We start from the raw sequence: 23,646 nt of genomic DNA on the forward strand, positions 1-23,646 counted from the left end.
ATCCGTGTTCCCTTAGATTACTACTTTGTCCAAATGACAACCGATTATGTCCCTAATGAATATGCTGCAGATGAAAGTGAAGTTGATAATTATATGAAACAGCGTGAACCTTACTATACTCCCGAAGAACGCGCGATGATCTGGGTGTATACTGCTTTACTAGAGCTGAATGTTTCAGAAAAATATGCGAGCACCATTCCATATGATTTTATTATTCTAGCTGATCAGTACCCTGAATTATACGAGGTAGCGAAAGAGCACAATTTCTTCGGAGAGGATATGTCTAAGGTATTGGAGTATTTATAAGAAACACAGTTTCAATTTTAATTAGAAAACTAAGTTTTAAAAAGAGTTGCAACTAATTAGAGAGGTTAAAGCCCCCTTGTTGATGTTAGAATATAGAAGTAAAATCTAAGTTAGCATGACTAGTAAAGAGCAATGATTCATGAAAGGTTGTAAACAGAATAGAGATGATATTACGTTCTGCAGCAGATTAAAGATTATATGCCTAACGAAAGTTGGGCTTATTCTTTTTTGGTTGTTTCAAAGAAGATTTACTACAAACAAGACAACAACCGAACAAGTTTGAAGTACAAGGATATCAAAGAAGTTGATTGCTCGGAGTTTGTATGCATCTACCTGCATTTATTGGGTGTTACCAAAGATGTCGCCTGGATAACTACTGGAAATATGGTTTCTGAAGGAGCTTTCTTGAAAAACGGGAGTTACAAAAAATTACTCCATGAGGGATGTAGTATCGAACAGGTCGATGGGAAAGATGGCGTTTTTGACCCCAATTTTGAACCACAGCCAGGGGATATGTTTGTGTGGAGGAGATTAAAACCTGGAAGAACAGAGGAAGACGGTCATACAGGTATCGTATATGCCTATAATAAAACGACTAAGATAGTGACCATTTTAGAGGCATTAACAGAGAGTGGTGATATGGATACGCATATCAATATTAAATTTAAAGATTTGAGTGATGAGGAAAGAAGTAAAAAAAGGACTGATAAGGCAGAAAATAATAAAACTAGAGTATCGTATTATCAATTGACAGGAGCCGCATTACAGACACATGCTGGTTGGAAAGGGTATTTTCGACCAAAAGGATATCGTAAAACATTATAAAAATATGAAAAGAGGAATAATTATCGTGCTATTAAGCTTGGGTTTATTAAGTTGTCAAGGAAAAGACAAAGAAGTAACCCCAACAGAGCAGATTGCAACTCAAGAACAAGAACCAAAAAAACTGCATTGGTGGGAACTACCACAGTTTGTGAATCCCGATGACAAAACGTTTAAAGAAATTATGAAAGGAAGAGAAGAAAAGTATCAACAAGCGATGAAAAATCTTAGTTACGATGGATTGCCAGATTCAGGATTTGTTGAATCAGATTATAGTCTTAATGACCTAAATCTTATGAATGAGTTGTACTACGATGGATTAAAATCAATGGGGTTTCAATTTCCGAGTGAGGAAGTTTTTAATCAGCGTATAAAAGAATTTTATGGAGTAGATCTTACACAAGATCAATCTAACAATCCTAGAGTAAGACGAGTAGGAGATTTTTTAATTTTAGTGCCTAAGTTATATGCAGAGAAGACATATAAAGAAGTGCCTATGTTAGTGTTCTCTTATCCCTGTATTGTCTTTGATCTTAAAAGAAGGTATTACATATTTAGTTTAACTTCTGCATGGGATGTTCTGGATGATTACGATGAAATTTATTATCGATTTGAGATGAGTTCATTAGATTTAGCTTATAATGATTATATCTTTTATGAGAGTAAAGCTGCTTTAATTAATTTATATCCTTTGGCTGCTAAGTATTTCACTGTCCTAGCAGGTAATGATAACTTGCCTATTGATCTCCTCAAGAATTATCAGAAGAAGATATTAAAAGAGTATAACGAGATGAGCGAGCGTACCCGCAAAGGTTGGGACTACCGCATGTTTGATCGTTTGTTTTTTTCTCGCGGATTTGATGGAAAGTTAATTGTAAAGAAAAAGATGTTAGCTGCCGCCGTAGAGTTGGCAAAAGAAGATGAAGCTTATATCCGTGTTCCCTTAGATTACTACTTTGTTCAAATGACTACTGATTATATCCCTAATGAATATGCTGCAGATGAAAGTGAAGTTGATAATTACATGACTGAACTCGAACCTTATTATACCCCAGAGGAACGCGCGATGATTTGGGTGTATACTGCTTTACTAGAGCTGAATGTTTCAGAAAAATATGCGAGCACCATTCCATATGATTTTATTATTCTAGCTGATCAGTACCCTGAATTATACGAGGTAGCGAAAGAGCACAATTTCTTCGGAGAGGATATGTCTAAGGTATTGGAGTATTTATAAGAAACACAGTTTCAATTTTAATTAGAAAACTAAGTTTTAAAAAGAGTTGCAACTAATTAGTGAGGTTAGGGTAGAACAAGACATATGGTAGATTACTCCGTATTTAATAGTAAAAAAGCGGTCATTTGACCGCTTTTTTATTATCTTAATTGAGCTCCGATATTATGTTCTAATTGGTGCTGAATTTTGCCCATGATCTTTTCAATTTGGCTTTCAGTCAGTGTCTTTGTATTGTCCTCCATTAGGATAGAAATAGCATAAGACTTTTTACCTACTTCAATCTTATCGCCTTGGTATACGTCAAATAGCGTAACATCTTTAATGATGTTTTTGTCTACTTGTTTCACGATATTGAAAATTTCATCAAACGTTACTTTTTCATCCAAGAGTAATGCATAATCTCTTTTTACAGTAGGGAACTTGTTTAAATCTGTAAATTTAATTTTCCCGCTTACTAATTTTAAAATAGCATCCCATTTGAAATCAGCATAACAAACCTCTTGTTTGATGTCAAAATGCTTCGTTATAGCCTTTTTAAGAACACCAAAATCAACAATTGGTTCTTTACCTACAAAATACGTAATTCCTTCTGAGAACACGTCATTTTCTGTTGGTTGTGTTGTGAATTTAGCAATTCCTAAGCGATTTAAAATACGTAAGATATATCCTTTAAACTCAAAGAAGTCACTTGGTTTTTGTATGGAGTTCCACGAAGCAGTTGTGCTGTTTCCTGTAACAAATAAAGCAAAGTGTTTGTCTTCTTCGAAATTGTTCAACATCTTGTGGTATGTTTTCCCGAATTCGAATAAACGCAAATCGCTATTCTTTCTATTGATATTATATGAAATCGACTCTAGTCCTCCGAATAACAGCGATTGTCTCATCACAGCAAGATCTGTACTTAGTGGGTTAACAATATCCACTTGGTAGCTTTTGTTGATGCTTTCTGTTAGGTTGCTATATGTTGGTGTTGTTAAGGAGTTGTTCATGATTTCATGGAACCCTTGTGCAACTAATTGATTGGCGATAATATTTTGTACGCGGTGATCTTCTGTTCTTGAACTATTGGAAATAGTAGCATTTAATTTAGAAGAAAAGCTGATGTTATTATAGCCATATACACGTAAAATCTCTTCGATAACGTCAATTTCTCTTGTTACATCTGCGCGATAGGCAGGAACTGTAATCCCCAATCCTACATCTGACATGCTGTGTACTTTGATGTCTAGAGAAACAAGAATCGTTTTGATTGTTTCTTTAGAAATTTCCTCCCCTAAGATGCGGTTGATGTTATTAAAGTTCAAGAAAACAGAGTGATCTTCAACTTTTTTCGGATATAAATCAACAATATCAGAAGTGATTTCACCACCAGCAACGCTTTGAATCAATAGAGCAGCGTGTTTTAACGCATACTCTGTGATAGATGGATCAATTCCTCTTTCAAAACGGAAAGATGAATCTGTATTTAAACTGTGTCTTTTTGCTGTTTTTCTAACACTAACAGGATTGAAATAGGCACTTTCTAAGAAAATGGTCGTTGTATTTTCTGATACAGCCGATTTTAAGCCTCCAAATACCCCTGCAATACACATAGGTCCATTTTCGTCACAAATCATTAAATCTTCTTGGTGTAGAGTGCGCTCCACACCGTCTAACGTAACAAATTTAGTGCCTTCTGCTACTGTTTTTACGATTACCTTGTTTCCTTTGATCTTCGCTGCGTCAAAAGCGTGTAGGGGTTGACCTAAATCGTGTAAAACGTAATTTGTTACGTCAACGATGTTGTTTTTAGGTGTGATACCAATTGCTTTTAAACGGTTTTGTAGCCATTCTGGAGAAGGTTTAACCTCAATACCTGAGATTGTCACTCCACAATAGCGAGGTGCTTTTTTGTAGTCCTCAACGCTTACGTCAATTTTCAACGTTCTTCTTTCCACTTTGAATTTACTTACAGCAGGTGTAATCAATTCTTTGTGTGGAGTTTCTATATTTGGGTTTTGCAAAAGGCCTGCGCGTAAGTCGCGAGCAACCCCCCAGTGACTCATTGCATCCGAGCGGTTTGGCGTCAGTCCAATTTCAAAAACTTGATCAGTTGTAATATCAAAAATAGTTGCAGCTGCTGTTCCAGGTGCAATAGATTCATCTAAAACTAAGATGCCGCTACCATCTGTTCCAATGCCTAACTCGACAGCAGAACAAATCATACCAAAGCTATCTTCGCCTCTGATTTTTCCTTTTTTAATTTGAAAGGCATTTCCTTCTGCATCGTACAACGTTGTGCCAATAGTAGCAACAGGAACTTTTTGTCCAGCAGCCACGTTAGGTGCACCACAAACGATTTGTACAGGTTCCCCCGTTCCTAAATCAACTTTTGTAACATTTAACTTATCTGCATTGGGGTGTTTAGTGCAAGATAATACATGTCCTACAACAACTCCTCTTAAGCCGCCTTTTAAGCTCTCAAATTGAGTAACTCCTTCAACTTCAAGGCCTAAATCCGTAAGAATCTCAGATGTTTCTTCTGGCGTAATATCTAACTTGATGAATTGTTTTAACCAATTGTATGAAATATGCATTCGAAAATAATTTTGTTGTAGGCAAATATACGGATTGCCTTAGTTTAAGTAAAATAATTTTGTTGTTAATATTGAAAAATCAATGTTTGTTCAGTTACAAGAATTTTTTGCGAATGGACGCATCAGGAATCATGCACTGCTCTTTTTTTCCGTACCATTTGTAGCGGTTTTTTGCGATAAAATCGTACAGCGAATCAGCAAGACCTGTTGGCAAAATTAGAAATATAGGGAGGAGGGAATACCATCCACCAAGATATTTTGCAATCATCAAAGCTGCTTGCGATTTAATGTAGTACGCATCGCCAGGGATATATAAAACAATACTGTCTGTTTTGGCGCGATCTACACCGATTTGGTGTAAAATCTGCTGACCTAACTCAGAATCAAGCGAAGTAAATCGAAATTGATCTCGATTATCCGCTGCAATGACCTTCTTAACAACATTGTCACATAGGTTGCAAACACCGTCGAAAAGGACTATCTTCTTGTTTTTAGGGAGTTGTTCTATCATTTCTTACGTTCTACCATTTCCAGTTGATCTACATTGACTTTTGAGGTAAAGAAACCGTAATTCACCGTTGCTGTTTGTTTTTCAATACTGTCAATGGTTCCAACAGCTCGACCTTCTTGCATGCGGACGCGATCGCCCACTTTTAATGGGAATTTGGTCTTATTGCTCTGTTCTTGCTGTTTTAGGATCTCTTTTTTCTCTTTCTTTTCTTTGCGAATAACTTCAACTTTTTTCTCTACTTCTTGTAGCAAAGCTTTTTGTTCCGCTTCTTTTCTCTTTTTTTCTTGAAGCGTCACTTGTTTGCGCTTCGAGTTTTCAATCTCCACCACTTTGAGTACCTCGCTAAATAAGGTTTTCTTACTCTTGTTGTTGAAGTATTTATCGGATAAGTCATCTAGCTTTTGACCCAAGTAAACCAAACGTTGATTAGAGTCAAATAACTCTTGATAGCGTTCTAATTTATCCTGTACTTTAGCATTGATGCCTTCTAATTTCTTGCTTTCTTCTCTGGCTTTTGTCTCCTCTTCTTTTAAATTTTGAGAGGTGCGTTCTAGCTTGTGTCTTTCCTTTTGAAGATTGGCAATCGTTTTGTCAAAGCGAACTTTTTCCGTTTCTACCTTTTTCTTCGCTCGATTAATCAAGCTAAACGGGATTCCGTTCTTTTGTGCCACTTCAAAAGTAAAGGAACTTCCTGCTTGACCAATGTTTAATTTGTATAAGGGTTCGAGTGATTTCTCGTCAAATAACATATTGGCATTGGTTGCTGAGGGGAGCTGATCTGCTAAAATCTTGAGGTTTGTATAGTGGGTGGTGATAATACCATAAGCCTCTCTGTCGTAAAACTCTTCTAAGAAAACCTCGGCTAAAGCTCCACCTAATTCAGGGTCTGAACCAGTTCCAAATTCATCGATTAAAAATAAGGTATTTGAATTGCATTTCTTTAAAAAATAATTCATGTTTTTTAAGCGATAACTATAGGTACTCAAGTGGTTTTCTATGGATTGATTATCGCCAATATCCGTTAATATTCGATCAAATAAAAAGGTGTGACTGCGTTCGTGAACGGGAATTAGCAATCCCGATTGGAGCATGAGCTGTAGTAAGCCAACCGTTTTTAAAGTAATACTTTTTCCTCCAGCATTTGGACCGGAAATAACGATAATTCGACTGTCTTGTTCCAGTTGAATTGTCTGTGGGTATGTCGTTTTTTTCTTTTCTTTGTTGTTCAACCACAGAATAGGGTGATAAGCCTCTCTAAAATACAGCGTTTTTTCTTCGCGAATTTCAGGGAGTAAACCATTGATCTTTAAAGCGTATTTAGCCTTTCCTGCTGTAATGTCAAGCAAGCTTAAATAGTAGGTGTATTCCAGTAATAGCTCTTTAAATGGGCGAATACAATTGGTCAACGCTTTTAAAATGCGTACGATTTCCTCTCGTTCTTCGTATTCTAAGTTGTTTAACTCCCTTGAAAAATTCAAGGTCGCTTCCGGTTCGATGTAAACAATACTCCCTGTCTTGGATTGACCTAAAACGCTTCCCTTTACTTTGCGACGGTGCATAGCGATTACGGCAAGTACACGACGATTGTCTACAATTGTTTCTCGAATGTCGTCAAGGTATCCCGCACTGTTATATTGCGATAAAGCATAACCAAAACTTTGGTTAATCTTACCGCGAACTAAATTAATGCTCTTGCGGATATTCAATAAATCAATAGATGCATTGTCCTTGATTTCGCCATACTTATCCAAGACGTTTTCGATGTCTTTTAAAATGCTTTTTTCTAAGGTTAGGGTGGCTGTATCCGCTGAGAGATGAGGGTAATAATCGCTGAATTTATTGAAATAAACGATTAAGTTACTCGTTGTCTCTGTGAGGTTGTATATCTTTTTAAAACTGCTGATTTCTAGGAAACTGTCTTCAATACCTAAGAATTTTAATTCATAGTCAATGCCGTCAAAATAGTGATTGGGAATGACGTTGTTATTGGTGAAAGAAGCTAAGTATTCTGAGGTTTGTTGTAGGGCATGTAAGGTTTGTTCCTTTGTTTTATAAGGAACAATCTCCATCGCCATTTCTTTTCCGCTATCTGTTACACACAGGTCAGAAACGAAGGATAAAACGGTATTGAATTCTAAATCTTGTAAAGTCTTGTTGTTAATCGATGTCATGTGTTACAATAAGATTATCTAGCAAAAATACTACTTATTTATGGAAAAAGAAGGAGAGTAGGGGAAAGATATATTGCACGTTACACAGAAAAGAGCGATTGGAAATGATTTGTTTTATCTTTGATCAATACGCATAAAAGCGCCGTTGATTGTAGTGAAAGTTATTCTCTTTTATGATGATATGATGAATATCAGTTCTTTTCTTTGTTAAAATTCAGTAATTTGTATTCGGATTAAAAGAAACAATACTTAATTTTAAAGAAAAAAGGACCTATGAAATATGTAACTGCTCAAGAAGCCGCAAAAGTTGTCCAATCAGGTGATCGAATCTATGTACACGCAGCAGCTGCAACACCGAATGTTTTAACCAAAGCCATTAGTGATCGAGCGAGTGAATTGCGCAATGTCGAGTTTTGTCATATTCACACAGAAGGGGAGGCGCCTTATGCTGACCCTGCGCTAGCGGATAGCTTCCACGTTAATTCCTTTTTTATTGGAAAAAATGTACGTCATACCTTGGCAGCAGGAAACGGGTCCTATACTCCTGTTTTCTTAAGCGAGGTGCCTTTGCTCTTTAGAAAAGGAGTGTTGAAGGTAGATGTTGTTCTGATTCAAGTTTCTCCACCTGACGAGCATGGTTTTTGTTCTTTAGGGGTATCCGTAGAAGCTTGTGTAGCAGCGATGGAAAGAGCACGCGTTGTTATTGCTCAAATTAATCCACAGATGCCTCGTACTTTTGGCGATAGTGTGTTACACAGTTCGAAGATCGATCTAGCTGTAGATCACAACTGTCCAATTTACGCCTCTAAAGAAACGATTATAACAGATAAAGAAGCGACAATAGGTCGATATGTTGCCAACTTAATTGAAGACGAAAGTACACTCCAAATGGGGATAGGTTCTATTCCAAATGCTGTACTAGCACAATTGAATAATCATAAAAACTTAGGACTGCATACCGAGATGTTCTCTGACGGTGTAATTGACCTGATTCAAAACGGCGTTATTGATTGTTCCAAAAAGCGCATTGCAAAAGGAAGAGCTTTGGCCACCTTTTTAATCGGAACAAAGAAGTTGTATGACTTCGTGGATAATAATCCCTTTATTGTTTTGAAAGAATCAAGCTATGTAAATGATACAGCTATAATTAGAAAAAATCCAAAGGTAGTTGCTATTAATTCTGCTATTGAGGTGGATTTGACAGGGCAAATCTGTGCGGATTCAATTGGACATAAGATGTATTCTGGTGTTGGTGGGCAGATGGATTTTGTTCGTGGGGCATCATTAAGTGAGGGGGGAAAAGCAATTATAGCTTTGGCTTCCACTAGTAATCAAGGTCATAATCGCATTGTTCCATTCTTACGCCAAGGTGCGGGAGTTGTTACAACACGTGCACATGCACAATATATTGTTACTGAATACGGCGTAGCGGATTTATATGGAAAGACACTTAAACAACGGGTAGCTGCCATGGCGGAAATTGCGCATCCTGATTTTAGAGAGGAAATTTTAAAAGCGTATTTCGATAATTTGAAAGGGTAGTTTGCTTTACAGTTAACGGTTTACAGTTAACGGTTGACAGTAGATTTTGCTGAAATAGAAAGTGCTTTCTTTAAATGAAAATCAACGAACAACGAACTACCAACAACAAACAGTTAAAAAAAACCATTCCTTTGGCGGGAGTGGTTTTTTTGTTGATGTGATAAGAGGATGTTATTTTTTGTATTGCATTGTAAAGGGAGAACAAGAAGTGTTTGTTTATCTTTACTCATTCAATGATGTGTATGGAATATGAGATTTTATATAGTGTTCTGAAAGATAGAATAGGGCTGATTGGTTTCATTCCCACTTTCATAGGGATTGGAGCTCTAGTTGTTTTGTGTTATCACAAAGAACAAACGAAAGGGCGTACAGTTTGGTTTAAAATTTTTCGCGCAATTGGGTTAGGGGGAGTGGCTGTAATAGCTTTTATGGTTGCTTTTTCTGTTTTTACTGCTGACTATAAGGCGTATCGAGAGATAAAACTGATTTTTAATACAGGAGCTTATGGAATAGCAGAAGGCGAAATCGAGGAGTTTACTTCTGAATTAGGTGGTCGAAAGGAGTCTTTCTTTGTTCAGGGTATTTACTTCGAATATCACCCTTATGATTTGAGATATCACGGGTATAATGAGCGAGCAAAAAGCAATGGAATTATTCATGAAAAAAGCGGGGTTTTGCGCATTGACTATGTTGAGAAAGAAGAAGGTAAGCGGATTTTGCGTATTTGGCAACCCAAGAAGAAAGACAAGTAAAAAAAGGAAGAATTAACTTGAATCGTGCATTTTTGTTTGTAGAATAACGGTCTTGTAATTTAAAAAATCTATCGCTAACTCGATAACGCGTCTTTGAGAACTTTTTCGTCTTTTGGTACAATAAATATGGCGCGATGCTGTTTAAAAAGGGTATAAATCGTTATATTTGACACTAAAATAAATAGAAAATCAATGCGTAGAATTAATAGGTTGGCTTGTGTAGCTGCACTAGTGGGCAGTATGAGCCTTTATGCGCAGCAAACTGCTGTATATACAGGACCTTATGCGACGTTTAATCATGCCGTAGCCCTGTATAATGAACAAGAGTATTTGGCTGCCCAATTGTTATTTGATAAAATTAAGAAAGAAAATAGCGCTCAAAACAAAGAGATTGAATCAGATTGTGCGTATTACATCGCCAATTGTGCGATTCGTTTAGATCAGAGTGGGGCGGAGAATAAAATTAACGCGTTTGTTGCAAACTATCCAACGAGCTCGAAGCAGAATATCGCTTATATAGAAGCAACAGATTATTATTTTACTAGAGGACAATTTGCGAAAGCAGCGCATTATGCTGCCAAGGTAAAAGAAAATGTAATTGAAAATGAGAAGGTTGCGGATCGTTTCTTTTTTGAGAAAGGCTATAGCGCCTTTTATATGAAAAATAAAAAAGAGGCCAAGAAGTATCTGGAAAAGGTAAACCAAAGAGGAGAATGGGGCGAGCAAGCTACGTATTACTTGGGGTATATCGCTTATGATACCGATAATTTTGACGATGCTAAAAAACTATTTGAAAAGGTAGAAACCAAAGAGAAGTACAAAGAAAAAATGGGGTACTTCCAGGCGGATATGAATTTCAAAACAGGAAATTTTGAACAAGCTATTGCGGAAGGTTTGGCTCAAATTACTAAATCAAATCCACAGGAAACATCGGAATTGTCTAAAATTATTGGGGAGAGTTACTTTAACTTGAAACAATATGATCAAGCACTTCCTTATTTGTTAGCTTATAAAGGTAAAAACGGCAAGTGGAATAATACCGACTACTACCAGTTGGGGTATGCATATTATCAATCAAAAGATTATGAAAGAGCAATCGAGCAATTCAATAAGATTATTGATGGGGATAATGCTATTGCACAAAATGCTTACTACCACTTAGGTGAAAGTTATTTGCATACACATAAAAAAACACAGGCTTTAAATGCTTTCAAAAATGCATCTGAAATGCGCTTCGATTCAAGTATTCAAGAAGATGCATACTTAAACTATGGTAAGTTGAGTTACGATATTGGAAATGCTTACCAAAGTACTCCTAAAGTGATTAGTGGATTTATTGAGAAGTATCCGAGTTCGCCTAACCGTGAAGAAATGGAAGGCTTGTTGATTGATTCCTATATTACGTCTAAAAACTTCAAAGAAGCGTTGGTTTTGTTAGAGAAAAACAAGGCAACAGCGAATAAAGAAGCCTACCAGAAAGTAACGTTCTACCGCGGACAAGAGTTATTCGCAGAAGGGGATTATGAACAAGCAGCGGCAATGTTTGCAAAGTCATTAGTGGAACGTCAAGATGGAGTGTTTACGGCTCGTGCTTACTATTGGCAAGCGGAATCGAACTATGCCAGGAATAAATTCTCAGAGGCTATTTCGTCTTATGTAAGTTTCTTGGGAAGCTCGCAGGCGAAAAATACCAATGAATACAAACACGTGAATTACGGATTGGGGTATACGTATTTCAAACAAAAAGACTATGCTAATGCAGCGAAGCAGTTTCAGAGTTTTATTGCTACAGCTCCCAAGGATGAAGCAAGGCGCATTGATGCGTATTTGCGTTTAGGGGATAGCCAATTTGTGGAAGGAAGCTATTGGCCGGCAATGGAAGCATATAATAAAGTGATTGAAGCGAATAAAGTCGATGTAGAGTATGCGCGTTTTCAAAAAGCATTGGCTTATGGATTTGTAGATCGCTTGCAGAAAAAAGCAGATGACCTAATTGCTTTTACAAAAGATTACCCTAAATCGGGATTAATAGACAATGCACTCTATGAGTTGGGAATGACGTATGTGGTGATGCAACAACCGCAAAAAGCAACTCCTGTTTTTGATCAACTATTGAAGAATTACCCAAAGAGTTCGTATGCTTCGAAAGCATTATTGCGTCAAGGGTTGATTCTGTACAATGGCAACCGTTCAGATGAAGCATTGGCAAAATTTAAAGCAGTAGTTGCGGATTATCCAAGTAGTGCAGAAGCAATTGAGGCTGTGCAGAACGCCAGGTTGATCTACGTAGATCAAGGAAAGGTAGATGAGTATGGTACATGGGTTAAGGGGCTTTCTTTTGTTAGTGTGAGTGATTTGGAGCTGGATAAAGACAGCTATGAATCGGCAGAAAAACAGTATATGCAGAATAATACTCAGATGGCTATTCTAGGTTTTGAGAAGTATATAGCGTCTTATCCAAAAGGACTAAAAGCCTTGCAGGCTCATTTCTATTTGGGACAAATGTATTTTGCTGAAAATAACTTTAAAAAAGCACAATCGCATTATTTGGCAGTTGTGGATGGAAATAAAAACGAATACACAGAGGTGGGAATGTCTCGCTTGGCAGAGATATACCTCAAGGAAAACAATACAGATCAAGCCTTGTTGATGTTGAGCCGATTGGAAAATGAGGCAGCACAGGAACAAAATAAGGTTTTTGCTAAATCGAATTTGATGAAGCTCTATTACCAAGAAGAGGATTATACCAATGCGTTGGAGTATGCGGAACAAGTATTGAAATTAGCTAAAATCGATGACAAGGTTAAAAGTGATGCACAGATTATTATTGCAAGAACTGCTTTGGCTAATAAACAGTATGACAAGGCGAAAAAAGGATATGCAGATGTAGCGAAGATTGCCAAAGGAGAACTAGCGGCAGAAGCACTTTATTATGAAGCCTTTTTTAAGCGTATGGACAATAAATTTGAAGCGTCAAATGAAAGTGTTCAAAAATTAGCGAAAGATTATTCTACTTATAAATATTATGGAGCAAAAGGATTGGTGTTAATGGCTAAAAACTTCTATAGCCTAAAAGATGCGTATCAAGCGACGTATATATTAGATAGTGTAATTAAAAACTTTGGTGAGTTTTCAGATGTGGTAGCTGAAGCAAAACAAGAACTGAATACGATCAAAGCGCAGGAAGCGAAAAGTAATTCATCTGTCGTACAGTAAGGTTTAATTGAATTAGAACGTAATTATGAAGCAGATCAAAATATTAACCTTTGTATCAAGTGTTTTATTTGTTGGTACAGCGGTTGCTCAAGATAAAAATAAAGGAGATTTAGGAACAGAAGTAGTAGATGTTGTTAGACGTTATGACGCTACGGTTTCTGAAGCTTTTAAAGTAAGAGAAATACCTAATTTAGACGAAGAGGTAAAGGGAAAGAAAAAAGAGGTTGTGTACACTATTACATCTTTTCCTGTAGCTTCTACTTTTGTACCTGCTAAAGGGGAGGCAGCAAAAGTAGAGACCAAACACAATTTAGCTCGTTTTGATAACTATGCGTTGTTTGCTATTGGAAACTACACCAATGTTAATGGGGAGCTATTTTTGAGTAGTCAACTAGATCCTGATAGTTATATAGCGGGATTTGTCCATCACTTTTCGTCCCAAGGGGGAATAAAGAATCTACTGCTAGACGACGATTTTTCTAAAACTAAAGCAGGAATTAATTTCTCTGGTCAAAAGAAAAATATAGGTTGGAATACAGAAATTGGAGGATCATACCAAACGTTGAATTGGTATGGATTGCCGCAAAAAGAATTGGACTATTTTATTCCGGAAACCACAATCGCTAGTATTAATTCCAAACAAAAATACAAGTCATTTTACTTCGATGGAAGTGTGTCTTTTGAAGATTTGCCAATCAAAGAGGTAGAGGTGTATTACAATAATTTCAGCGATGACTTTGATCGTGCTGAAAATCACTTCGTATTTAAACCAAAGGTAGAAACAGCTTTTGCTGATAATTTTACAGGTAAGATGAATCTTGTAGTGGATTATGTTAACTCGGAATACAAGAGACAGAACTTCCTTGATGGAGATGGGACGTTTAATTTTTCAAACAACAGTATTCAAACCGTTAAGTTGAAAGATCAGCATTTTACGTTTGGTGCAGAACCTAGTGTAGTAATTAAGGGGGATGAATTTTTCGTTCAATTAGGAGTTGGATTGTATTATAACAACGGTAAAATTGGAGGTAATTCAGATACTAATTTTTACTTCTACCCTCAAATTCAAGCTTCATATAACTTAGTGCCTAATTTAGTAGTGGCTTATGCGGGAATTGATGGGCGTTTAACCCAAAATACATTCAAAGATTTTGTAGAGCAAAATCCATTTGTTTCACCAGAAGCGGGATTGTTGCCAACAGATAAAAGCTACGACTTTTATGCGGGGATGAAAGGAAAGTTAGATCACACGGTTTCTTATAATGTAAAAGCGTCTTACCGCAAAGAAAATGATAAAGCGCTATTTATTTCCACTCCGTATTCTTCTAATGTCAATCGAATGGATTATTTGTACGGAAATGCTATGGATGTGGTTTATGCGGAAGTAGAGACGTTCAATCTTTTTGGAGAGTTGCGTTTTGATTTGGACAACACGGTAATTATGGGAATTAGAGGTGAGTACAATCACTATAAATCAACTGCGGGGGAAGCATGGGGATTGCCTGATTTTAAGGTAGGAGCTGACGCCTTGATCAATTTTACAGCACAGTGGTTTGCAGGTGTTGATTTACAATATGTAGGGCAGCGAAAAGATTGGTTCATCGATCAAGTTTACGGGCATGATAGTGCGCTTATCCCTAAAAGCATGGAGAAAAAAGTTGATGGATATGCAGATTTGAGTTTAAACGTAGGATATAGACCGACAAAAAACTGGACTGTGTTCTTGAAAGGAAATAATTTGTTGGATCAAACCTATAATCAATGGGGGAGTTTCAAGTCGCAAGGCGTGCAGATTATGGGGGGAGCAATTTATAAATTCGATTTTTGAGAATAATTACAACTTAATTATTGTTAAAAATCACTTTTTTTGAAGTTAAAGGAGTTTTATTCCTGCGTTTTAATTTTTTTTGATACTTTATTGCCCTATTTTTGTCACCAAACAACAAAAACGGATCCTATAAGGTACTTAAGAAATTAAAAATGACACTAAAACAAGAGCTAAAGGCTACATTTTTACAGCGCTTAGATGATAAGATAGATGCCCTTCGTGGGATTGTAGAAGATTTGGCAGCCGATGCTCAGACAGACGCGAAAAGTTCTGCTGGAGATAAACATGAGACTGCTTTGTCTATGATGCATCTAGAGCAAGAAAATATAGCAAAAAAAATTAAAGAAAGCCTTGAATTAAAAGAGGTGGTAAAGCGAATTGACGAAAATAAAAATTCAGAAACAGTTGAATTTGGAAGCGTAGTAAAAGTCAATACCGTTTATTTGTTTTTAGCTGCTGCTTTGCCAAAGGTAACAGTCGATGATATGTCTGTACTGGGAGTGTCTATGGATGCGCCAATCGCAAAAGCACTTTTAGGACGTAAATTACACGATTCTTTCTCGTTTAATAATTGTGATTTTACGGTTAACTTCTTAGAATAGATACAAGAAAAATATAGTGTAAAACAGGTGTAAACAAAAGTTTACACCTGTTTTTTTTTGGAGGTATAAAAAAACAAAAATAAATGACTCACTTTTTTGTGAAAAGACAGATTAATATTGTAATTTGAAATTCTTATGCGTTATCTTAAAAATGTTTCGTTTAAATTGGGAAAAACGCGGAGATAAGGAGCATGGAAGTTGATAAATTGTTTTAAAAAACTTATATTTGTACGTTACTTATTTTAGAAAATTATTATGAGCCAAGAAGTAAATAAGGGAAATTATTCAGCCGATAGTATTCAGGCACTAGAGGGAATGGAGCACGTAAGAATGCGTCCTTCCATGTATATTGGAGATGTTGGAGTGCGCGGATTACACCACCTTGTATATGAAGTAGTGGATAACTCTATTGACGAAGCATTAGCTGGTCATTGTGATACAATCAATGTAATTATTAACGAGGATAACTCTATTTCTGTTGAGGATAATGGACGTGGAATTCCGGTTGATATGCACAAAAAAGAAGGTGTATCTGCATTAGAGGTAGTAATGACCAAAATTGGTGCTGGAGGAAAGTTCGACAAGGACTCATATAAGGTTTCAGGAGGATTACACGGGGTAGGTGTATCGTGTGTGAATGCCCTATCTGATTTGTTGAGAGCTACGGTCTATCGCGATGGAAAGATTTACGAGCAAGAGTATTCGAAAGGTAAAGCTTTGTTTCCAGTAAAAGTAATTGGGGAAACAGAAAAGCGCGGTACAACAGTTATGTTTAAACCCGACCCTACTATTTTTACACAAACCTTAGAGTATTCTTATGATACTTTAGCTTCTCGTTTACGTGAATTAGCCTTTTTGAACAAAGGATTAAAGATCACGTTAACGGATGCACGTGAAGTGAACGAAAAAGGAGAGGTGAAAAATGAAGAATTCTTCTCTAAAGAAGGATTAAAAGAGTTTATCAAATTCTTAGATGGAAATCGTACGCCGATTATCAATGAAGTGATTTGGATGGAATCGGATAAAGGAGATGTGCCTGTAGAGGTAGCTTTGATTTACAACGATACCTATTCAGAGAATATTTATTCTTATGTAAATAATATTAATACACACGAAGGAGGTACGCATTTACAAGGGTTCCGTATGGGATTAACTCGTACGCTGAAAAAGTATGCGGATGCTTCTGGATTGTTGGATAAATTGAAATTCGAAATTAGTGGGGACGATTTCCGTGAAGGATTGACTGCTATTATCTCCGTTAAAGTAATGGAGCCACAGTTCGAAGGACAGACCAAGACAAAATTGGGGAATAGAGAAGTTGTTTCTCCAGTGAGTCAAGCCGTGTCGGAGATGTTGGAAAACTATTTGGAAGAAAATCCAAACGACGCTAAGATCATTGTTCAAAAAGTGATTTTAGCTGCTCAAGCTAGACACGCAGCGAAAAAAGCGCGTGAGATGGTACAGCGTAAAACGGTGATGACCGGTGGAGGTTTGCCAGGTAAGCTATCCGATTGTTCAGAACAAGATCCTACAAAATGTGAGGTGTTCCTTGTGGAGGGTGACTCGGCAGGGGGTACTGCCAAACAAGGAAGAGATCGTAACTTTCAAGCTATCTTGCCTTTGAGAGGTAAAATCTTAAACGTAGAGAAGGCAATGGGACACAAAGTGTTCGAAAGTGAAGAGATTAAAAACATCTTTACCGCTTTAGGGGTTACTATCGGAACAGAAGAAGATAGTAAAGCGTTGAACCTAGACAAATTGCGTTACCATAAAGTAGTGATCATGTGTGATGCCGACGTGGACGGTAGCCACATTGCAACGCTTATTCTGACGTTCTTCTTCCGTTATATGAGAGGATTGATTGAAAATGGACACGTATTTATTGCAACTCCTCCATTGTATATGGTTAAAAAAGGACAACGCAAAGTGTATGCTTGGAGTGATGAAGAACGCATCGACTTGTTAGAAGAGATGGGTACAGGAGCAAGTGTACAACGATATAAAGGTCTTGGAGAGATGAACGCAGAGCAGTTGTGGGAAACTACAATGAACCCTGAACACCGTATTTTAAGACAAGTAAAAATTGACGATTTAAAAGAAGCGGATTTAGTTTTCTCTATGCTTATGGGGGATGAAGTTCCACCGCGCAGAGAATTTATCGAGAAAAACGCAACATATGCGAAAATCGACGCTTAAAGAATAATATCAAAAAAGAAAAGGTCAAGCCTATTGCATTGACCTTTTTTTGTTTAACGTAAACTTTAAAGCCATTAATTATGAAAGTATCTGTAATTGGAGCAGGTAACGTAGGTGCTACTTGTGCCGAAGTTATTGCATTTAGGCAAATCGCTAGTGAAGTAGTCCTTGTGGATATTACTGAAGGATTAGCAGAAGGTAAAGCAATGGACATTATGCAATGTGCAGCAAATTCTGGTTTTGACACCGTTGTAAAAGGGGTGACAAAACAGTACGCTCGTACGGTAAACAGCGATGTTGTGGTTATTACTTCTGGTATTCCCAGAAAACCAGGTATGACTCGTGAAGAGTTAATTGGAACGAATACTGCTATTGTAAAAAGTGTAATGGAGAATGCGTTGACGGTTTCTCCAAATGCCATTTTCGTAATCGTAACCAATCCAATGGATACCATGGCCTTGGCTGCACTGAAGATTTCAGGACTGCCTAAGAATAGAATTATTGGAATGGGAGGTGCGCTTGATTCCGCTCGTTTTAAATACTTCTTGAGTCAAAAGTTAGACAAACCTGTAGCGGATATTGAAGGAATGGTAATCGGTGGGCATGGGGATACAACCATGATTCCGTTGATTCGCCTTGCTACTTATAAGGGAATTCCCGTTACACAATTGTTGTCTGTCGAGGATCAGCAAGAAGTGGTGAAACAAACCATGGTGGGGGGAGCAACTTTAACGAAATTGTTGGGTACTTCTGCTTGGTATGCACCAGGAGCTGCAGTAGCACAATTAGTGGATAGTATTTTAAGCGATCGCAAAAAGTTAATTCCTTGTTCTACTTTAGTGGAAGGTGAGTATGGAGAACAAAATATCTTTATCGGAGTTCCTTGTATTATCGGGAAAAACGGAATCGAACAGATCGTCGATATCGGCTTAAATAAAGAAGAAAAAGAAGAATTTAGTAAGAGTGCGGAAGCTATTAAAGAGGTGAATAAAGAACTTCATAACATACTTTCATAAAATTATTATAACATGTCGAGCAAATAGAAGTAAAAATCATCGTTTTTTTAGCGATAAACTTGCTAAAAGAATTGGTTAATCTACCATCATATTTTATATTTGCTCGTTTTAAAAAAATAATTAATTAATTTTTAGTAATAATGCAAAACAAGGGACTTGTTAAATTTTTTGCAATAATTTTTGCTCTGGTAAGTATTTACCAGTTGTCTTTCACCTTTGTTACAGGCCATTATGAGGACAAAGCGAAAGCTTTTGCTAAAGGGGATTCTGAGAAAGAATTACACTATTTAGACTCTATTGGTAACCAAACAGTTTTTTTAGGACAGACATTTAATGAAGTAAGAGCTAAACAAATCAACAAAGGATTGGATTTAGAAGGAGGTATTAACGTTACGTTACAAATCTCTATCAAAGACATTCTTAAAGGTTTAGCAAATAATTCTAAAAATGCTGTGTTTAATAAAGCATTAGCAGAGGCAGAGACAATGAGACAAGGTAATCAAAGTTACCTTGATGCGTTTTATACTGCATTTGAAAAAGAATCAAAAGGCAGTGTGAAATTAGCTTCTGGAGATATTTTTGCAAACAGAAACTTAAGTGAGATTACAGTAGGAATGTCAGATAACCAAGTAAAGGCTATCTTAGACAGAAAAGTAAAAGAATCTATTGAGAGCGCGTACCGCGTATTCAGAGAGCGTATTGACAAATTTGGTGTTGCGCAACCCAATATTCAAATGCTAGGTGATACAGGTCGTATCTTAGTTGAATTGCCTGGTGCAAAAGACGTAGATCGTATCAAAAATCTTTTACAAAGTACTGCTCAATTAGAGTTTTGGGAAACGTATAAAGTTGAAGAAATTGGGAACTATTTAGCTTCTGCAAACGAGTACCTTAAATCGACAGAAAAAGCAGCTAAACCTGAAACTACAACAGAACAAGTTCAAGATTCTACAAAAACAGATGTTGATGCATTATTAGGTGGAATCAAAGCTGATTCTACTGAGACAGATCAATTACAAGAATTAGGACCTTTATTTAGCTTATTCGTTGCGGGTGGGCAGCAAGGAAGTCCTATTTTAGGGTATGTACAAACAAAAGATACTGTTAAGGTAAATGGTTTATTAAAACGTCAAGACGTTAGAAACTTATTGCCTGCGGATCAAAAATATGCGCGTTTTGTTTGGGGTAAACCTAGCAAAAAAGCATCGGATATTGTTGAATTATACGCTTTAAAAACAAACCGCGAAGGAGTTCCGCCTTTGAGTGGAAGCGTAATCACGGGTGCTCAAGACGAGTATGACAACTTCGGTCGTCCGGTTGTTGGTATGACAATGAGCCCGAAAGGTGCTAAAATCTGGGAAGAGTTAACAGGAAAAGCGTTTAATGAACGTTCAAATATCGCTATCGTTTTAGATAACGTTGTGTATTCTGCACCAGGTGTTACGAACGGACCAATCTCTGGTGGTAGATCTTCTATCTCTGGTGATTTTACCGTAGCGGATGCAAAAGACTTAGCTAATATCTTACGTGCAGGTAAATTACCAGCAGGTGCGGATATCGTGCAGTCAGAAATCGTAGGACCATCTTTAGGGCAACAAGCAATTGATGCAGGTATGTTATCTGCTATCGCTGGTCTAATTGTAGTTTGGTTATGGATGGCTTTCTACTACGGAAGAGCAGGATGGTATGCAAACGTTGCTTTATTAGCTAACTTGTTATTCATGTTCGGTATCTTAGCTAGTTTAGGTGCCGTATTAACTTTACCAGGTATTGCGGGTATCGTATTGACCATGGGTACTGCAGTAGATGCGAATATTATTATTTCTGAACGTGCGAAAGAGTGTCTGCGAAAGGGCATGAGCTTAGCGGATACAATCAAAGAATCGTATAGTTGGAAGGGAGCTATGCGTCCTATTGTCGATGCCAACGTAACACATATTTTAACTGGGGTTATCTTATTTGCATTCGGATCAGGACCAATTAAAGGTTTCGCAACTACGTTATTGATCGGTATCGCAACTTCGTTGTTTACTTCTATCTTCATCGCTCGTATCTTTATGGATAGAGATGTGAAAGCAGGAAGAACTTTAATGTTCGCTACAAACATTACGAAAAACTGGTTTACTAACTTTAACTTTGATTTCTTGAAAATGAAGAAAGCAACGTACGGTCTTTCTACTGTAATTGTTGTGGTTTCTTTTGCTTCATTCTTTATCAATGGATTTGATGAGGGAACAGATTTCGTTGGAGGTAGAACATTCCAAGTGAAATTTGATAAAGAAATTTCTGCTAATGATGTAAGTGACAAATTAGGAGAGGTATTCGGAGTTAACGTTGAAGCTAAAGTTTTTGGTAATAAAGAGCAACTAAAAATTACAACGAAATATAAAGTTGAGGAAGAAGGTGCTACGGTTGACCAAGAAGTAAACGAATTGTTATACAAAGGACTAAAACCTTACTATACCAATGATATTACGTATGAAGAGTTCGTTAATGCTACTGAAGGAAAGGTGTATGGAGTTATCCAAGCTTCTAAAATCGGTCCAAGTGTTGCGAAAGACGTAAAACAAAATGCGTATTGGGCTGTTTTAGGTTCAATGGCGGCAATCTTTATCTACTTAGTGATTTCATTCCGCAAATGGCAGTACTCTTTAGGGGCTATCGTTTCAGTGGCACACGACGTTATTTTTGTACTGGGAGTTTACTCTTTAACGTACAAATTTATGCCTTGGCACATGGAAATCGATCAACACTTTATTGCTGCTATCTTGACAGTAATTGGATATTCGATGAATGATACCGTAATTGTGTTTGACCGTGTACGTGAGTTTATCGCTGGTAAAACAAAAGGTGATTTCAATAAAATCGTTAATGATTCAGTAAATACTACTTTATCGAGAACAATTAATACTTCATTGACTTTGATCTTTGTATTGTTGATTATGTTCATCTTCGGTGGAGATTCAATTCGCGGGTTTATCTTCGCTATGTTGATCGGTATTATTGTAGGTACGTATTCATCGTTATTCTTAGCTACGCCTGTATTAGTAGATACAATGCCTAGAAAAGATAAAGAAGAAATCGAAAGATTACACCAAGAGGCTCAAGAAGAGTTTCAGGTAGAAGAAGCATAAGCTTTACATCTTATAAATTCAAAAAACCACGCTTCCGATAGGAGCGTGGTTTTTTTATGGGTACACAAGACTTATATTCACCTGCGTTTAGCTTATTTTTAGCTTGTTAGAGGCCTTTTCAAGGGGGAGTAAGACTAATTTAGATTTACTTTTATTTTTAACTTTCCAGAAGGGAAATAACTAGATAATAGACAGGCTCTTGTTGTTGTAAAAAGGGGAAAAACGCGTTTGAGTTTAACTTAAAATTCGGGGTTTAACCAAATATTTATAAGGGTTTGCTAAAAAAACGCGTGAAGTATTTTTTAATTTTGTATTTTTGATACATGGAAAAGAAAAGCAAGAATTTAGGAGGGCAATTTCCTAAGTAAACTGCGAATGAAAAAGTTTAATTAATCGTGTAAATTCATCCAAGAAAAGAACGTAAAAGTATAGAAGTATTTCTTTTACTTGTTTAATTATTTGTAAGAGTTTTACGGGATAAATGATCAAAAATAAAGTGCTAGAACATTCTTTACAAAAAACTATTAAAGTATACGAGCATGCTGATCAAGCATCGCTTTATGTAGCTGAAAAAATTGCGCAAATAGTCAAAAAGAAGCAAGAACTCGGTGAGCTTGCTGTTTTGGGTTTGGCTACAGGATCTACTCCAAAAGGGGTATATAGAGAACTTGTGCGTTTACACCAAAACGACGGATTGAGTTTTCAAAATGTCGTAACGTTCAATTTGGATGAGTATTATCCCATGCATCCCGTGGAAGATCAAAGCTATGTCGCCTTTATGAAAAACAATTTGTTTAATCATATTGACATTCCTACACACCAAATTCATATTCCAGACGGTACACTTTCACTAGAGGGAATTCAAGCGTACTGTGATTTATACGAACAGAAGATTGTAGATTTCGGTGGACTTGATGTACAATTGTTGGGGATAGGTAGAAGTGGACATATCGGGTTTAATGAGCCAGGATCGCTTCAAAACTCGATAACACGCCTAGTTTCTCTAAACGATATTACCCGAGAAGATGCCTCTGATGACTTTGGTGGCAAAGATAAAGTCCCTACGCAAGCAATTACTATGGGTATTCAGACGATTATACAAGCCAAACAGATCTTTTTACTGGCATTAAGCCAACGCAAGGCCGAAATAATTAAAAAAGCCTTGAAAGGAGAAATATCAGCCTCTATACCCGCTACTTTTTTACAACAGCTTGAACACGTGGAATATATCTTAGATCAAGAAGCCGCAGCGTTTTTATAGCTAATAGCTTAGTTTTAGAAAAAAATACAAGTATATCGTGAACCATTTCTTCCTAGGGATGGTTTTTTTTGTACTTGTTTGTCGTTCGTCGTTTTAAAGAAAATACGGATCAAGTGTAAAAGTTGGGGAGAGTAACAATATTTTATTACAGTCAAGTCTTCGGTTCGTTTGTCACGTCGACGTAGGAGAGGTCGCATCCGTCACTCACGCTCGTCATGTCCCCTCGACGTAGGAGAGGTCGCATCCGTCACTCACGCTCGTCATGTCACCTCGACGTAGGAGAGGTCGCATCCGTCACTTACGCCCGTCATGTCACCTCGACGTAGGAGAGGTCGCATCCGTCACTCACGTCCGTCATGTCACCTCGACGCAGGAGAGGTCGCATCCGTCACTCACGCTCGTCATGTCACCTCGACGCAGGAGAGGTCGCATCCGTCACTCACGCCCGTCATGTCACCTCGACGCAGGAGAGGTCG

14 protein-coding genes and 1 pseudogene are annotated in these 23,646 nt (G+C 37.2%); 12 read left to right on the forward strand and 3 right to left on the reverse strand.

Going from position 1 to position 23,646, the window contains the following annotated elements; genetic code table 11:
* The 3 genes and pseudogenes from ACPDG9_RS14715 to ACPDG9_RS14725 all read left to right on the forward strand — a co-directional run.
* Positions 1-306 (forward strand): annotated as a pseudogene (locus ACPDG9_RS14715) (hypothetical protein); the annotation flags it as partial.
* 198 nt (positions 307-504) lie between these two features.
* Positions 505-1,131 carry a CHAP domain-containing protein gene (locus ACPDG9_RS14720; RefSeq protein WP_430528478.1) on the forward strand — a complete coding sequence of 209 codons (627 nt, stop codon included), beginning with the start codon at positions 505-507 and terminating at the stop codon, positions 1,129-1,131.
* 4 nt (positions 1,132-1,135) lie between these two features.
* Positions 1,136-2,365: a hypothetical protein gene (locus ACPDG9_RS14725; protein ID WP_430528479.1), complete on the forward strand. Its 1,230-nt coding sequence runs from the start codon at positions 1,136-1,138 to the stop codon at positions 2,363-2,365.
* Positions 2,366-2,505: 140 nt separating this feature from the next.
* Here ACPDG9_RS14725 and pheT read toward each other — a convergent pair whose 3' ends face one another.
* The 3 genes from pheT to ACPDG9_RS14740 form a co-directional block, all read right to left on the reverse strand.
* Positions 2,506-4,941: a phenylalanine--tRNA ligase subunit beta gene (gene pheT / locus ACPDG9_RS14730; protein WP_430528480.1), complete on the reverse strand. Its 2,436-nt coding sequence runs from the start codon at positions 4,939-4,941 to the stop codon at positions 2,506-2,508.
* A 94-nt stretch (positions 4,942-5,035) separates the two neighbouring features.
* A complete protein-coding gene (locus ACPDG9_RS14735; RefSeq protein ID WP_430528481.1) occupies positions 5,036-5,452 on the reverse strand; it encodes a thiol-disulfide oxidoreductase DCC family protein in 417 nt (138 codons plus the stop codon).
* Positions 5,449-7,623 carry an endonuclease MutS2 gene (locus ACPDG9_RS14740; RefSeq protein ID WP_430528482.1) on the reverse strand — a complete coding sequence of 725 codons (2,175 nt, stop codon included), beginning with the start codon at positions 7,621-7,623 and terminating at the stop codon, positions 5,449-5,451. The genes ACPDG9_RS14735 and ACPDG9_RS14740 overlap by 4 nt, the downstream gene beginning before the upstream one ends.
* 273 nt (positions 7,624-7,896) lie before the next feature.
* Here ACPDG9_RS14740 and ACPDG9_RS14745 point away from each other — a divergent pair, with 273 nt between their 5' ends.
* From ACPDG9_RS14745 to nagB, 9 genes are all read left to right on the forward strand, one after another.
* On the forward strand, positions 7,897-9,165 hold the full coding sequence (locus ACPDG9_RS14745) for an acetyl-CoA hydrolase/transferase family protein (RefSeq protein ID WP_430528483.1): 1,269 nt from the start codon (positions 7,897-7,899) through the stop codon (positions 9,163-9,165).
* Between the two features lie 242 nt (positions 9,166-9,407).
* Positions 9,408-9,917, forward strand: coding sequence for a hypothetical protein (locus tag ACPDG9_RS14750; protein ID WP_430528484.1), 510 nt, complete (start codon positions 9,408-9,410; stop codon positions 9,915-9,917).
* Between the two features lie 192 nt (positions 9,918-10,109).
* Positions 10,110-13,133: a tetratricopeptide repeat protein gene (locus ACPDG9_RS14755; protein WP_430528485.1), complete on the forward strand. Its 3,024-nt coding sequence runs from the start codon at positions 10,110-10,112 to the stop codon at positions 13,131-13,133.
* A gap of 25 nt (positions 13,134-13,158) precedes the next feature.
* Complete coding sequence (locus ACPDG9_RS14760; protein WP_430528486.1) at positions 13,159-14,961, forward strand: TonB-dependent receptor; 1,803 nt, start codon at positions 13,159-13,161, stop codon at positions 14,959-14,961.
* Positions 14,962-15,113: 152 nt separating this feature from the next.
* Complete coding sequence (locus ACPDG9_RS14765) at positions 15,114-15,563, forward strand: hypothetical protein (protein ID WP_430528487.1); 450 nt, start codon at positions 15,114-15,116, stop codon at positions 15,561-15,563.
* Positions 15,564-15,818: 255 nt separating this feature from the next.
* On the forward strand, positions 15,819-17,759 hold the full coding sequence (gyrB, locus tag ACPDG9_RS14770) for a DNA topoisomerase (ATP-hydrolyzing) subunit B (protein ID WP_430528488.1): 1,941 nt from the start codon (positions 15,819-15,821) through the stop codon (positions 17,757-17,759).
* A gap of 80 nt (positions 17,760-17,839) precedes the next feature.
* A complete protein-coding gene (locus tag ACPDG9_RS14775) occupies positions 17,840-18,775 on the forward strand; it encodes a malate dehydrogenase (RefSeq protein ID WP_430528489.1) in 936 nt (311 codons plus the stop codon).
* Between the two features lie 140 nt (positions 18,776-18,915).
* The gene (gene secDF / locus ACPDG9_RS14780; protein ID WP_430528490.1) at positions 18,916-21,909 is read left to right on the forward strand and encodes a protein translocase subunit SecDF; all 2,994 of its coding nucleotides are present in this window, start codon (positions 18,916-18,918) and stop codon (positions 21,907-21,909) included.
* Between the two features lie 481 nt (positions 21,910-22,390).
* Entirely contained in the window at positions 22,391-23,170 is a 780-nt protein-coding gene (gene nagB, locus ACPDG9_RS14785) for a glucosamine-6-phosphate deaminase (protein ID WP_430528491.1), read from the forward strand.
* The last annotated feature ends 476 nt before the right edge of the window (positions 23,171-23,646 follow it).

The sequence above is a fragment of the Myroides sp. C6-3 genome, assembly GCF_050522425.1.
Lineage (GTDB): Bacteria > Bacteroidota > Bacteroidia > Flavobacteriales > Flavobacteriaceae > Flavobacterium.